This window comes from Anaeromyxobacter sp. K (assembly GCF_000020805.1).
GTDB lineage: Bacteria > Myxococcota > Myxococcia > Myxococcales > Anaeromyxobacteraceae > Anaeromyxobacter > Anaeromyxobacter dehalogenans.
The window spans coordinates 392,296-404,438 of the sequence record NC_011145.1; the positions used below are offsets into that span (position 1 = coordinate 392,296).

Consider the following 12,143-nt stretch of genomic DNA (forward strand, 5'->3'; position numbering starts at 1 on the left):
CATGACCCGGCTCAAGCGTCTGAAGCTCAGCATCGCGCTGGAGTGGTACGAGATCCTCCTCATCGGCGTCACGGCGGGCCTGCTCGCGTTCGGCCTGTGGGCGCTCGTGGACACGCTCCTCATCGCGTCTCCCGTGGCGGCGTGGCGCTTCCTCGCCCTGTTCGTCGTCTGGTCGTTGCCGGGCATCGCGATCCTCGCGTTCGTGCGCCCCCGGCCTCCGGCGGCCCCGCCCGCTCCACGGCAGCAGGTCACCCCGTAGGTCCCCGGTCCCCGGGGCGGGGCGCTGGCCCCGCCCCCGGGGGACGGATGGGAGCATCGCGTGCGCTGGAAGGCTCGAGAGCTGGGGTGCGTGGCGCTCCTCGCCGTGGGTACGGCCGCGTGGACGGCCATGACCTCGGCCGCGCTGGTGGAGCGCGAGTGGCGCGCCACCTGGATCTCGCTCGCGACGGCGCTCGGCTGCGCCGCGCTGTGCGCGGGGTTGCTGCTGGCGAAGCGCCGCGGCGCGCTGGAAGGCGCGCGCGCCCGGTGGACGCTGCGCGGCGTCCTGGGGCTGGCGGCGCTGCTCGCGCTCGCGCTGGTGATCCCGTCCGACCGGAGCTTCCCCGACAAGCGGGTGGGCGCGGGGACGCCGACGCAGGCCTACGACGCGACCACGCAGCCCGGCAACGACGTCCTCGGCAAGGTGGAGCGGAGCCGTGGCCCCGATGGCCGTGACGAGCTCACCTTCTCCGTCTATGACGTGTGCGTGGGGAAGGTCGCCCACCGCGCGGCGCGCGACGGCGCGGTGGCGCCGGTCGCGGTCGAGGTGACCGAGCCCGCCGTGCTGGCCGCGCAGATCAAGGACGAGGCGCGGGCGCTCGGGGCGCAGGTGGCAGGGATCACCGAGCTCCACCCGCAGTTCGTGTTCCAGAAGGACAACGACGGCCAGCCGGTCGCGCTCCACCACCGCTACGCCATCGTGATCGGGACCGGCCTCGATTACCGGCTGGCCAGCCCGTCCGCGCCGCTGCCCTGGCGCGACTACTACAGCTCCATCCCGGAGGAGGTCGCGGCGGTGCTCTCCGGGCGCAGCACGAACCCCGCCGTCCCCATCCCTCCCGAGACCGTCCAGGAGTACCGCGACACCCTCGAGTTCTACGCCGAGGGCGGACGGGTCGCGGTGGAGCTCGCGAAGGCCATTCGCAGCCTGGGTTACCCGGCCCGAGCCCACTTCGGCCGGTGGGCGGAGGTGCAGGTGATCCCGCTCGCGATCGCCGCGGGCCTCGGCGAGGTCGGCAAGAACGGCATGCTCATCAACGACCGGTTCGGGCCGCGCGGGAGCTTCGCGGTGGTGACGACCGACATCCCGCTCGCCGTGGACCGGCAGCGCGACCTGGGCGTCCAGGAGTTCTGTCGCGTCTGCAACAAGTGCGCGGACGCCTGCCCGGTGAGCGCGGTGCCGCGCGGGGAGGCGGGCGCGCCGGCCGGCGGCGTCTCGCGCTGGCAGGTGGACGGGCCGAAGTGCTGGACCTATCTCAAGGTCAACCCGAAGTGCATGGCGTGCACCGGCGCCTGCCCGTTCAACAAGAAGGATCTGCTCGCGCACCGCTGGGCGGTGGCGCTCATCTCGCGCAAGTCCGTCGTCGCCAATCGCCTGCTCGTGTGGCTCGACGACCTGCTCGGCTACGGCCGGTCCGCGTTCCGGCTCCGCGACGAGGCGCGCAAGGCGCTGGGAGCGCCCGGCGAGGCGCCGCGGCCGGCGGGTGCGTCTCCGGGGCCGGAGGCGCGGTCGTGAGCTCGCGCGGTCCGAGCAGGCCGGTGAAGGAGTGGCTCGCCCTGATCGCGGCGGGGCTGCTCGTGGGTGCGCTGTTCAACGCCGCGTTCCAGGCCGCGCCCTGGAGCTCGGGCGGCCTGCTCGGCGGCGTCGCCGCCGCCGCACTGCTGAGGCTCCTGTCATGACCGAGATCGTCACCACCCTGCTGCTCGCGGTGGGGGTCTATGCGCTGCTGCGCCGCCCCGGCGCGGGCTGCGACGGTCGCTGCGACGGCGGCCGTGGCGGCTGCGAGGGTGAGCGGGCGCCGCTGGTCCAGCTCGGCCGGCCGCGCGGGAGGGTCCGCCGATGACCTGGGCCGGCCCGGCGGCGCTGGGCCTCTTCGTGGGCGGGGTGATCGCCTCGCTGCGCGGGTGGATCCCGCAACGCGTGGTCACCCTCCAGGCGCTGCTGCTCGCGGTCGCGGCGCTGGCGATCGGGTTCTCGGCGCTCGCGGGGCGGCCCATCCCGTGGCCCCAGCTCCTCGCCTCGGCGAACGTGCATCCGGTGACCAGCGTCATCGCCGGCTTCCTGCTCGCCGGCGCGTTGCACGCCGCGGGCGCGTTCGACGCCGCGGCGCGGCTGCTCGGGCGGCTGACGCGCACCCGGCTCGGCGCGCCGTTCGTGATCTCGCTCCTGGTGAACCTCCCCACGATCCTGGCCATGCCGTGCGGCCGCATCCTGGTCTCGCCGCTCATCCCGCTCGCGCTCATGCTGGGCTGGGCGCTCGCCAAGGAGCGCGGCGAGCCGGTGCTGGTGGCGGTCACCGTCTTCGGGCTGGTGGTGAACGCGGCCGCCTCCTGCGGCCCCTCCGTGATCGGCGGGATCGGGATGCTGGGCGAGGGGATGGGGCGGTATCCGCCGGGCTCGTTCTCCAACCCGGCGCAGATCGCGATCCTGGTGATCACCGTCGCCACCATGGCGCTGATCCGGTGGGGCTACGGCACGACCCTCAGGATGCGCGCCGCGCCGCCCGAGGCCGCCGAGCGCCCGGTGCCCGAGCACGGATACCTCGCGCTCGCGATCTTCCTGGCCGTGCTGCTGGTGGTGGTGCTCGTGCGCCCGCCGGTCCCGCTGCAGGTGACCCTCACGATCGGCACGGCGTGCGTCATGCTGGTCGCGCGGCTCGGCCTCGACGATCTGCTGGGCGGCGTGATGCTCCACCCGCTCTCGGCGATGCTGGCAGGGTTCCTGGTGGCGGGCGCGCTCTCGATCGCGGGCGCGTTCGACGCGCTGCTGGCGCTGCTGGTGTGGGCCGCCGAGCACACCCCGCTCGGCTACGTGGGCGTGAGCGTGGTGCTGGCCTACGTGCCGGTGATGCTGGCGATGCCGTGCGGTCGCATCGTGTCGCTGGCGCTCATCCCCGGGGTGCTCCTGTTCGGCGTGCGCCTCGCCGACGTGACCGGGCTCGAGCGCGCCACGCCGGCGCTGCTCTCCGCCTTCATCCTCGCCGGCGCGGCGTCCTGCGGCCCCTCCGCCATCGGCGGCATCGGCAGCATCGGCGAGGGGCGGCTGCGCATCCGCGACGCCTGGTCCGGCCGGCCGCAGACGCTCGGGATCTTCCTGGGCGTCCCGGTCACGGCGCTGCTCGTCTCCCGCCTGCCGCTCACCTCGACGGCCCTCGACCCGCGCTACTTCCCGGCGGCGCTCGTCCTCGGGGCGGTGGCGGGGGGCGTGGTGAACCTCGTCTACGGCTACCGGGTGCACCACCTCGGCGGCCTGCTCGGCGGCCTGCTCACCGGCGCGCTCCTGGTGCTCCTGTGAGGCGCGCGCTCGTCACCGTGAACGCGATCGCGGTCGGCGCCACGCTCGCGTACCTGGGCTGGTTGCTCGCGGACGCGCTGCGCGCCCGCCAGCCGTGGGCGATCACCTGCTACGACTGCAAGGCGTGCACGGCGCGCTGCGTGCTCGGGCTGGATCCGCAGGGCTTCGTCTCTGCGGCGCTGGCCGGGAGCGGCGACGTGTACATGTACGCGACGAACGTGCGCCTCCCGGTGCGGAGGGCGCTCGAGATCGATCCGGAGATGCTGGTGACCGTGGCGGATCGCCACCTCACCGCGCGCGAGGCGGCCGCCGCGCTGGGGCCCGACGCGGAGCTGGTCACCTTCAAGATGCGGGCGCGCGACGCGGCGCGCGTCTGCTTCCGTTGCGGGGCCTGCGAGAAGGGGTGCGGGCTGCGGCTGCCGCTGCTGCGGCTGATCGCGCAGCTCCGCGGCGACGCCGGGAACGAGTGGGCGGCCCATGCTCCGTAGCCCTGCGTTCCTCGCCACCCTGACGTTCCTGGCCGTCGCGCTCGGGGCGCGCGTGGCGCAGGCGCCGTGGACGGAGCAGTTCCCGGGCTCCTACCCGCGGGTGCACGCGCCGGCCGACGCGCGGTTCGAGTTCCTGCCGGACGAGATCCGCATCCACCTCGACGAGGAGACCAAGAGCGGCCGCATCATCGTGTTCGCACACGCCGCCGACGGCAGCCTGCTCGGCCTGCTCAAGCCCATCGTCGATGGCGCCGTCACGGTGCGACGAGGGGATCTCGCCGACTACCGCCTGGCGGTCCGGGGCCGTGACGTGGGCGAGCACCGGCTGCTGAAGGCGATGGACCGCTACGTCGAGCGCGAGGACATGCTCGAGCGGATCCTGGACGCGCGTGCGAAGGGGCTGCGCTTCGGCGTCCAGCGCTGCCTCTACCCCATCTGCAACCGCTGCCTGGATGGCTGCAAGAGCGTCATGCGCGGCGACTTCCCCATCTCGATGCGCGTCGGCGAGCGCGGGAACGTGGAGCCGGTGTTCGCGAAGGGGAGCTGCCCGCGCTGCGGCAAGTGCTTCGTCTGGTGCCCGTCCGGAGTGATCCGCGACAGCGGGTCCCTCACCAACTAGGAGTCGCGGTGTTCGAGGCGATGGAGATCGCGGTGGTGCTGCTCCCGGTCGTGCTGGTCGCCGGGATGGTGGTCCGGCTGGTGGCGCGCGGGCACACGCAGGTGCTGCTCTGCATGGAGTGCGAGCTGTGCATGGGCGCCTGTCCCCTGTGCGTGAAGCGCGGCGAGGCGTTCCCCGGTCCGAAGGGCATCCTCGCGGCGGCGAAGACGGGCAAGGTGGACGCGGCCATCGCCGCCGGCGCGCTCGACTGCACCTCCTGCGGCGCCTGCACGCACGTGTGCCCGCGTGGCCTCGCGCCGCAGCGCGAGGTCGAGCGCTGGCGCGCCGAGGCCGAGCGGGTGGCGTCGCGCCACGCCGCGGAGGATCCCGCATGAGCGCGTCGGCGCGGGTGGCCGCCCGGACGGCGATCGCGCTCGCGCTCGCGTGCGCGACGTGCCCCGCGCCGGCGGCCGGCGCGGACCCGGGACCGGATCCGGACGTCCCGCTGGTGGTGCTGGAGGAGCAGGTGGTCCGCCTGCCGCGCGCGACGACGGAGGCGCGGTCGCTGGCGTCCGGCACGGTGGTGGACCGCGCGACCTTCGAGGGCGAGGCGAAGGACGTCGGCCAGCTCGTCTCCACCGCCCCCGGGATCGCCGTGGAGGAGCACGGCGGCCTGGGCCAGCTCACCACGATCTCCATCCGCGGCTCCCCGCCGAGCGGCGTCAAGGTGCTGCTGGATAGCTTGCCGCTGAACACCGCGTTCGGCGGCGGCGTGGACCTCTCCACCATCCCGCGCTCCTGGGTGGACGCGGTGGAGGTGGTGCGAGGGCCGGCGGGAGCGCGCTACGGCTCGGGCGCGCTCGGCGGAGTGCTGAACGTGGTCACGCGCCGGCCCGAGGCGGGGAGCTGGAGCCTCGAGACCGGCGGCGGCTCCTTCGACACGGCGCGGGTCGCGGCCGACGTCGCCACCTCGCTCGGGCCGGGCGCGGTGTTGCTGGGCGCCACCGCCGAGACCACCAGCGGTCGGTTCCCGTTCCGGCTCGATCCGGGCCTTCCGGGCGGTCCCACCGTGGCAGCGACGCGAGAGAACGCCGAGGTGCGGCGCGGAGGCCTGCTCGCGAAGCTGGTCCGGCCGCAGGAGCGCGGCCGGCTCGACGCGCTCCTGGAGGTGTCCGGCGGGCACCGCGGCCTCCCCGGCTTCGCCGCGGCGCCCACGCCGTGGGCCTGGCAGGACGACGCGCGGCTGCTCGCGATGGGGCGGGTCGCGCGCTTCGGTGCGCTCGGCCCGGCCACGCTCGCCGCCCGGGGCCACCTGCGGCTCGACCGGCTGGATGCGCGCCTCACCGGCCCCGACGACTCGCCGATCCGTCAGCGCGGCGCGGCGGCCGGGCTGGCGCTGGAGGCGACCGGGTCGCACCGGAACGGCGTGCTCAGCGCCTCGCTCGAGACCAACGCCGAGCTCCTCGCCGCAGACGGGCTGGGCGGCCGCCGCGACCTGTACGGCGTGGCTGCGGCGGTCGCCGACGACCTCAGCCTCGCCGACGGCGGTCTCCGCATCGCCCCCGCCGCGCGCGCGGAGCGGGCCGGGCAGTTCGGCGGCGTCTCCGGCTCGCTCGGCCTGTCGGTCCGGCTCGCTCCCGCGCTGCGCGCCCGCGCGGGCGTGGGCCGCACCTTCCGGCCGCCCGGTCTCGCGGAGCTGCACCTTCAGCAGGGGCTCCTGGTCCCGAACCCGGACCTCCGGCCCGAGACGGCGGTCGCGGCCGACGCGGGGTTGGTGGCGGACGGCCGCGCGGGGCTGCTCGCGGTCACCGGACACCTCACCCGCTACGAGGACCTGGTGGTGTACGAGCCGAGCGATGCGTTCGGTCGGCTGAAGCCCTTCAACTCCGGGCGCGCGTCGGCCACCGGCCTCGAGGTCGAGGGCGCGTCCGCGCCGGTCGGCGGTCCGCTCCGCGCGAGCGCCAGCGGCAGCTACACGCTGCTCGTCACCGAGCTGCTGCGCGGTGCGCCCGCGGAGGTGGGGCACTGGATCCCCTATCGCCCGAAGCAGCGCGCCTTCCTGCGCGTCGCGCTCGCCCCCGGGCCGCTGTCGGCGCACGTGGAGCTCCACCGCCTCGGCCGCCGCTACCGCGATCGCCGCGGCGTGAACCCGGTCCCTTCCTCGACGAGCTGGAACGCCGGCCTCGGCGTGCGCGTGGCGCGCCGCCCCGAGGTCCGGATCCACCTCGAGGTCCTCAACCTCGCCGACGATCGGACGCTCACCGACGGCGTCGGCGATCCGCTCCCGCCGCGGACCGTGATGGTCACGCTGCGCGCCGGGTCCTCTGCCCAGGAGTACGCACCATGAGATCGACGTTCCTCGCCACGCTCGCCGCCGCAGCGCTCCTCGCGTGCAGCGCACGGAGCACCTGTCCGGAGGGGCAAGTCGACTGCGGGGGGCGCTGCGTCGCGCTCTCCGCCGACCCGCTCAACTGCGGCGCCTGCGGCACGGTGTGCGGCGCGGGCGGTGCCTGCCGCGCGGGCGCGTGCGACTGCGGCCCGGGGACGGTCCGCTGCGGCGAGACCTGCGCGCAGCTCGAGAGCGACCCTGCGAACTGCGGCGCCTGCGGAAAGACCTGCCCCGGCGCGCAGGTGTGCGGCACCGCCGGCGGCGCGATCGCCTGCGCGGACGCGTGTGCGGAGGGGTTGACGGCATGCGAGCGCGCCTGCGTGGACCTGACCTCGAACCGCTATCACTGCGGCGGCTGCGGCGTGCTGTGCGAGCCGGGGGAGGCCTGCGACGGCGGCACCTGCCGCTCGCTCCAGGTCGCCTGCTTCGCGACCGATGACGTCCGCCCGCTCGCGCCCGATCTCGCCGGCGCCGGGTCGCCACGACCCGCGGGCGACGGCCCGGTCGCGCTGGCCGGGCTCGACGGGGACGTCTGGGCCGCCGCCGCGCTGTCCGGGAGCCTGGTGCGGCTGCCGCTCGAGCTCGCCGCGCCGTCGGTCGAGCACGCGCTGCATGCGGCCGACCTGGAGGGGATCGCCGCCGTGGGCGATCGGCTGCTGGTCTCGAACTCCGGTGGCGGCTCCGTCGCGGTGGTGGAGCCCGGGACCGGGCGCGTGCTGGACGACGTGATCCTGCCGGGGCCGCCCAGCGCCAACCCGCGGGGCATCGCGGTCCTCGATGGGCGTGCGTACGTGGCGCTGTACGGAAAGGACGAGGCGAGCGGGGGGCAGGCGGTCGCGGTGCTCGACGTCTCCCGCGTTCCGGGGTGCGCCGGCGCGCCGTGCGCCACGCTGGAGCGCACGATCGATCTGCGCGGCGCGGCCGATGCGGGCGCCCTGCCGTTTCCGGGGCACGCGGTGGCGCTGGACGGGAACGTCCACGTGACGCTCGCGAACCTGGCGAAGGACTCGGACCCGACGAGCTGGACCTACGGGTACTACGTGACGCCGGCGGGTCCGGGCCGCCTCGTGACGATCGACGCGGCGAGCGGCGCGTCTCGCGTGCTCTCGCTGGGCGACGGCTGCAAGAACCCGGGCGCGCTCGCCGCACACGGATCCACCCTCTGGATCTCGTGCGCCGGCGCGGGCGCCGCCGGGCTGCTGCCGGTGGACCTCTCGAACCCCGCCGCGCCGGTGGTCGGAGGCCTGCTCCTCACCGCGTTCGACGCGCCCGGCGCCGTGGCCTTCTGCCGCGGCGCGGGCTTCGTGAGCGATCAGTATACAGGGAGGGTGCAGCGCTTCGACCCCGTGACCCGGAACGCGCAGGAGGCGGTGGAGGTCTGTCCGATGGGCGCACAGGGATGGGCGTGGGCTGCCGATCTCCTGTGCGCGCCGGGACGCTGACCTGTCGCCACCCAGGCCTCGAGGTGCACGGCGGCGCCTGGAGCGAAGCATCGATCCACCGGAAGGCGAACCATGAAGCTCCACGACATTCACCTGCTGGACCTCTTCGACGTGGGCACCGAGCAGGGTTGGCTCAGCATGCGCCAGCAGCGCATGGTGGTGCACAGCGCGGCGGCGGTCAGCATCATGCGGGCGCAGCTGATCCGCAGCATGGGCCAGGACGCGGCGCGGGCCATCGTGTTTCGCTGGGGCTTCGCCCAGGGGTACTTCGACGCGATGATGTGCTCCGACCACCTGGCGAGCTTGCAGCCGGTGGACCGGTTCGTGTTCGGCTGCACGCTCCACACCATGGAAGGCATGGTCCGGGTGGCGCCCAAGGTCATCGAGGCGGAGGGGCCCGGCAAGCTGCACATGGAGGCGAACTGGTGGCACTGCGCCGAGGCCGACGACCACGCCCGCGTGTTCGGAGCTGGCATGACGAGCTCGTGCTGGGCCACGCTGGGCTACGCCTCCGGGTTCGGCACGTACGTGATCGGGGCGCTCATCCTGTTCGAGGAGGTCGCGTGTCGCTGCTCCGGCGCGCAGTGCTGCTCGGTGGTGGGCAACGATCTGGACGGCTGGGGTGAGCGCGCGGCGGAGATCGAGGCGCGCTACACGCTCGCGGGCGAGACCTCGTTCTCGCAGCAGTGGAAGGAGATCCACGCGGAGTGCGAGCACGCCCGGGCCATCCGGACGGCTGCGGCGAGCGCCAAGTCCGCGCCCACCGCCACCGTGACCACGGTGAACGGCCCCGACCGCACCACCGCGCCGCTCAACTTCGTGGTGTGCAGCCAGGCCATGACGGACCTGCTGGTCCTCGCGGAGCGGGTCGCGCCGCTCGAGATGAACGTGCTCATCGAGGGCGAGAGCGGGACCGGCAAGGAGTTCCTGGCCCGGTTCATCCACGAGAAGAGCATGCGCGGCGACGCGCCGATGGTCGCCATCAACTGCGCCGCGCTCACCGAGGGGCTGCTCGAGTCGGAGCTGTTCGGCCACGCTCGAGGCGCGTTCACCGGCGCGGTGCGCGACAAGCCGGGGCTGTTCGAGCACGCCGGCCGAGGCACGATCCTCCTCGACGAGATCGGCGAGATGCCGCTGTGCCTCCAGGCGAAGCTGCTGCGCGCGCTGGAGAGCCGCGAGTTCCGGCGAGTCGGCAGCGAGAAGGTGCTGCGGCTGGACGCGCGGGTGGTCGCCTCCACGAACCGGGACCTCCGGCAGCAGGTGCAGACGGGCGCATTCCGCGAGGACCTGTTCTACCGGCTGGGCGGGTTCGTGCTCACCATCCCGCCGCTCCGGGAGCGGCGGGAGGAGATCCCCGCGCTGGCGCACTACTTCCTGCACTCCACCGCGCGGCGCTGGAACAAGGGCGTGCAGACCATCAGCCCGGGCGCGATGCGGTGCCTCATGAGCTACTCCTGGCCCGGGAACGTCCGGGAGCTGCAGCACGCCATCGAGCGCGCCACGGTCGTCGCTTCCCAGTCGGTGCTCACGGTGAAGGACCTGAACCCGGAGGTGGCCGGGCGCCTCGGAGACCCCGCGCCCGACGGCGACCTGGACGTCGAGGCGAACGAGCGGCAGCTCATCGAGGAGGCGCTCCGCCGCTACCACGGCAACCGGAAGGAGGCCGCGGCCGCGCTGCGCATCAGCCCGGTCACGCTCTGGCGCCGCGTGCGCAAGTACGGGCTCTCGCTCAGCTGACCCCCTCCCCGGCGCGGAGCGCGGTGAGCGCCGCGGCCTGCAGGTCACGCGCCTTGGCGGTGCTGCCCGCCGGTGCGGCCGCGATCGCCAGCTCCGCATGGATCGCGTCGCGGAGCGCGGCGGGGCAGAGGCGCGCTCCCAGCAGCCGCGCCTCTGCGGCGCGTGCGCGCCAGGGGCTGGGGGCGACGCCGCCCAGCACGATGCGGGCTGCCTCGACCACCTGGTCCCGGACCTCCACCGAGCCCGCCACCGCAGCCGTCACGGCGTCCCCCGTGCGCCTGGCGTCGAAGAAGGTCACCTCGCCAGGGGCCGGCCAGCGGAGGTGGATGCAGGTGAGGATGTCCGCCGGCGTGGTGCAGACCGGCCGCCCCGCGCTCGACCGGCGCGGCGGGTAGAGGCGATCGAGCGGGACGCGCACGAGCCCGGAGACGCTGTGAGCCTCGGCGCGCGCGCCGAGCGCGATGAGCACCGGCGCGAGCGACGACGGGTGCGCGCTCGCGCAGGCGCGCCGATCGAAGAGGGCGCCGTCGGCGCGCCAGCTTCCGTCCGAGCGACAGCGCCCCGCGCCGGATCGCCGGCACGGGCGCCCCTCGGTGCGCAGCTGCCAGCAGCGCGGGTACTGCATGAGGTTTCCGCCCACCGTGGCGACCTCCCGCACCGCAGGCGTCGCGGCGAGTCCGGCGGCGCGCGCGAGCGCCGGGAACCGCTCCAGCACCAGGGGGCTCTGCGCCAGCTCCTGCAGCGTGACCAGGGTCCCGATGCACAGGCCGTCCGGCCGGACGTCGAGGCGGCGCAGCTCGGCGAGGCCGCGGATGCACACGATGCTCCGCGGCGCGCGGCGCACGAGACCGAGCCGCTCGCCCAGATCGACGCCGCCGGCCACCACCGCTGCCCCCTGGAAGGCGCGCCACGTCGCCTCCGCGAGCGAGCTCGCGAGATGCCACTCCGGATATGCCCTGGTGCGAGACACCGCGTGCGCCTCTCCGTGGACGGGAACGTTCGCACCAGGGCGCTTCACGAAGCGCGCCAGCGCCGCTGGGCCGCGATCGCGCCGGATCCGGCGCGCGCGGAGGCGGCGCGGCGGCGCCCAGGCGTTTCAGTCGGGAGCCGGGCAGTTCAGCCTGAAGCGCGAGCGCGCCGCGGCACGAGGGTTGCTCCGCGAGCGAGCATGGAACGTGGACCGGAGATCATGGACGGGGCCGGCGACCGGCGTCGCGCGGCGCCGCCAGCGCGCGGCGGCGCTCGGGCGGGACTGGCGCTCCTCGCGGGCGCTGCGCTGGCGATCGGTGCACTGGTCGTGGCCGACCGCCGCGCGGCGGCGGGGCGAGCGCCCGGCCTGGACGAGCTCGCGCCGCCGCTGGTGCTGACCGCCGTGGGCGGAGGCGGCGCGATCGATCTCGGGAAGCTGCGCGGGCGCGCCGTCGCGGTGAACTTCTGGGCACCCTGGTGCGGCCCGTGCCGGGCCGAGCTTCCGGACCTGGCCGAGGTGAAGCGGGAGCTGGGGGACGCCTGCGTGGAGCTGATCGGGGTCGCTGGCGACGGCGGTCGCGAGGAGGTGGCGCAGGTCGCCGCAGGGCAGCCGTATCCGATGGGCTTCGACGCGGACGGCGCGGCGATGCGCGCGTGGCGCGTGGACGCGGTGCCGACCACGTACCTCGTCGATCCCGGAGGCAAGATCCACGCGGTCATCTCAGGCGCCGTCGGCCGCGCAGAGCTCCTCGAGGCCCTTCGTCCGATCATCCCGGCGACGTGCCCGCGGAGCTGAGCCCGGCAGCGCGATCGCTTCGCATTGAAGCGTGCGCTTTCCGATTGAAAGGTCCGCGCCGCACGGCGGCGCTCCAGGGCGGCGGGATCTCGACGGATGCGCGCCCGGCACGGCCATTGAAGCGCCGCCGCTCCACATCACCGCCGCCGGCAGCCCGGGCGGCCAACGGAG

13 protein-coding genes are annotated in these 12,143 nt (G+C 74.9%); 12 read left to right on the forward strand and 1 reads right to left on the reverse strand.

Going from position 1 to position 12,143, the window contains the following annotated elements:
* Nucleotide 1 precedes the first annotated feature (1 nt).
* From ANAEK_RS01695 to ANAEK_RS01735, 11 genes are all read left to right on the forward strand, one after another.
* Nucleotides 2–259, forward strand: a complete 258-nt coding sequence (locus tag ANAEK_RS01695; protein ID WP_012524417.1) for a hypothetical protein — start codon at nucleotides 2–4, stop codon at nucleotides 257–259.
* Nucleotides 260–319: 60 nt separating this feature from the next.
* Nucleotides 320–1,774, forward strand: a complete 1,455-nt coding sequence (locus ANAEK_RS01700) for a 4Fe-4S dicluster domain-containing protein (RefSeq protein WP_012524418.1) — start codon at nucleotides 320–322, stop codon at nucleotides 1,772–1,774.
* Nucleotides 1,771–1,938: a hypothetical protein gene (locus ANAEK_RS23095; protein ID WP_012524419.1), complete on the forward strand. Its 168-nt coding sequence runs from the start codon at nucleotides 1,771–1,773 to the stop codon at nucleotides 1,936–1,938. Before ANAEK_RS01700 ends, ANAEK_RS23095 begins: the two co-directional genes overlap by 4 nt.
* Complete coding sequence (locus ANAEK_RS23100; RefSeq protein ID WP_012524420.1) at nucleotides 1,935–2,102, forward strand: hypothetical protein; 168 nt, start codon at nucleotides 1,935–1,937, stop codon at nucleotides 2,100–2,102. Before ANAEK_RS23095 ends, ANAEK_RS23100 begins: the two co-directional genes overlap by 4 nt.
* Nucleotides 2,099–3,553, forward strand: a complete 1,455-nt coding sequence (locus ANAEK_RS01705; RefSeq protein WP_012524421.1) for a hypothetical protein — start codon at nucleotides 2,099–2,101, stop codon at nucleotides 3,551–3,553. Before ANAEK_RS23100 ends, ANAEK_RS01705 begins: the two co-directional genes overlap by 4 nt.
* Nucleotides 3,550–4,041 (forward strand): hypothetical protein, encoded by a 492-nt coding sequence (locus ANAEK_RS01710; protein ID WP_012524422.1) that lies wholly within the window; start codon nucleotides 3,550–3,552, stop codon nucleotides 4,039–4,041. Before ANAEK_RS01705 ends, ANAEK_RS01710 begins: the two co-directional genes overlap by 4 nt.
* The gene (locus ANAEK_RS01715) at nucleotides 4,031–4,660 is read left to right on the forward strand and encodes a hypothetical protein (protein ID WP_012524423.1); all 630 of its coding nucleotides are present in this window, start codon (nucleotides 4,031–4,033) and stop codon (nucleotides 4,658–4,660) included. Before ANAEK_RS01710 ends, ANAEK_RS01715 begins: the two co-directional genes overlap by 11 nt.
* Before the next feature lie 8 nt (nucleotides 4,661–4,668).
* The gene (locus ANAEK_RS01720) at nucleotides 4,669–5,034 is read left to right on the forward strand and encodes a 4Fe-4S dicluster domain-containing protein (protein ID WP_012524424.1); all 366 of its coding nucleotides are present in this window, start codon (nucleotides 4,669–4,671) and stop codon (nucleotides 5,032–5,034) included.
* Entirely contained in the window at nucleotides 5,031–6,986 is a 1,956-nt protein-coding gene (locus tag ANAEK_RS01725) for a TonB-dependent siderophore receptor (protein WP_012524425.1), read from the forward strand. Before ANAEK_RS01720 ends, ANAEK_RS01725 begins: the two co-directional genes overlap by 4 nt.
* Nucleotides 6,983–8,470, forward strand: a complete 1,488-nt coding sequence (locus ANAEK_RS01730) for an MXAN_6577-like cysteine-rich protein (protein WP_012524426.1) — start codon at nucleotides 6,983–6,985, stop codon at nucleotides 8,468–8,470. The genes ANAEK_RS01725 and ANAEK_RS01730 overlap by 4 nt, the downstream gene beginning before the upstream one ends.
* A 72-nt stretch (nucleotides 8,471–8,542) precedes the next feature.
* Complete coding sequence (locus ANAEK_RS01735; RefSeq protein ID WP_012524427.1) at nucleotides 8,543–10,207, forward strand: sigma-54-dependent Fis family transcriptional regulator; 1,665 nt, start codon at nucleotides 8,543–8,545, stop codon at nucleotides 10,205–10,207.
* Here ANAEK_RS01735 and ANAEK_RS01740 read toward each other — a convergent pair.
* Nucleotides 10,200–11,177, reverse strand: coding sequence for a xanthine dehydrogenase family protein subunit M (locus ANAEK_RS01740; protein ID WP_012524428.1), 978 nt, complete (start codon nucleotides 11,175–11,177; stop codon nucleotides 10,200–10,202). The two genes, ANAEK_RS01735 and ANAEK_RS01740, sit on opposite strands and share 8 nt — an antisense overlap.
* A gap of 327 nt (nucleotides 11,178–11,504) precedes the next feature.
* Between ANAEK_RS01740 and ANAEK_RS01745 the strand changes: the two genes are divergently transcribed.
* Nucleotides 11,505–11,972, forward strand: coding sequence for a TlpA disulfide reductase family protein (locus ANAEK_RS01745; protein WP_232288340.1), 468 nt, complete (start codon nucleotides 11,505–11,507; stop codon nucleotides 11,970–11,972).
* Nucleotides 11,973–12,143: the final 171 nt, after the last annotated feature.

Coding starts and splice junctions, on each gene's coding strand:
- ANAEK_RS01725 (WP_012524425.1), top strand. CDS start 5,031: ATGAGCGCGTCGGCGCGGGTGGCCGCCCGGACGGCGATCGCGCTCGCG.
- ANAEK_RS23100 (WP_012524420.1), top strand. CDS start 1,935: ATGACCGAGATCGTCACCACCCTGCTGCTCGCGGTGGGGGTCTATGCG.
- ANAEK_RS01695 (WP_012524417.1), top strand. CDS start 2: ATGACCCGGCTCAAGCGTCTGAAGCTCAGCATCGCGCTGGAGTGGTAC.
- ANAEK_RS01735 (WP_012524427.1), top strand. CDS start 8,543: ATGAAGCTCCACGACATTCACCTGCTGGACCTCTTCGACGTGGGCACC.
- ANAEK_RS01730 (WP_012524426.1), top strand. CDS start 6,983: ATGAGATCGACGTTCCTCGCCACGCTCGCCGCCGCAGCGCTCCTCGCG.
- ANAEK_RS01715 (WP_012524423.1), top strand. CDS start 4,031: ATGCTCCGTAGCCCTGCGTTCCTCGCCACCCTGACGTTCCTGGCCGTC.
- ANAEK_RS01705 (WP_012524421.1), top strand. CDS start 2,099: ATGACCTGGGCCGGCCCGGCGGCGCTGGGCCTCTTCGTGGGCGGGGTG.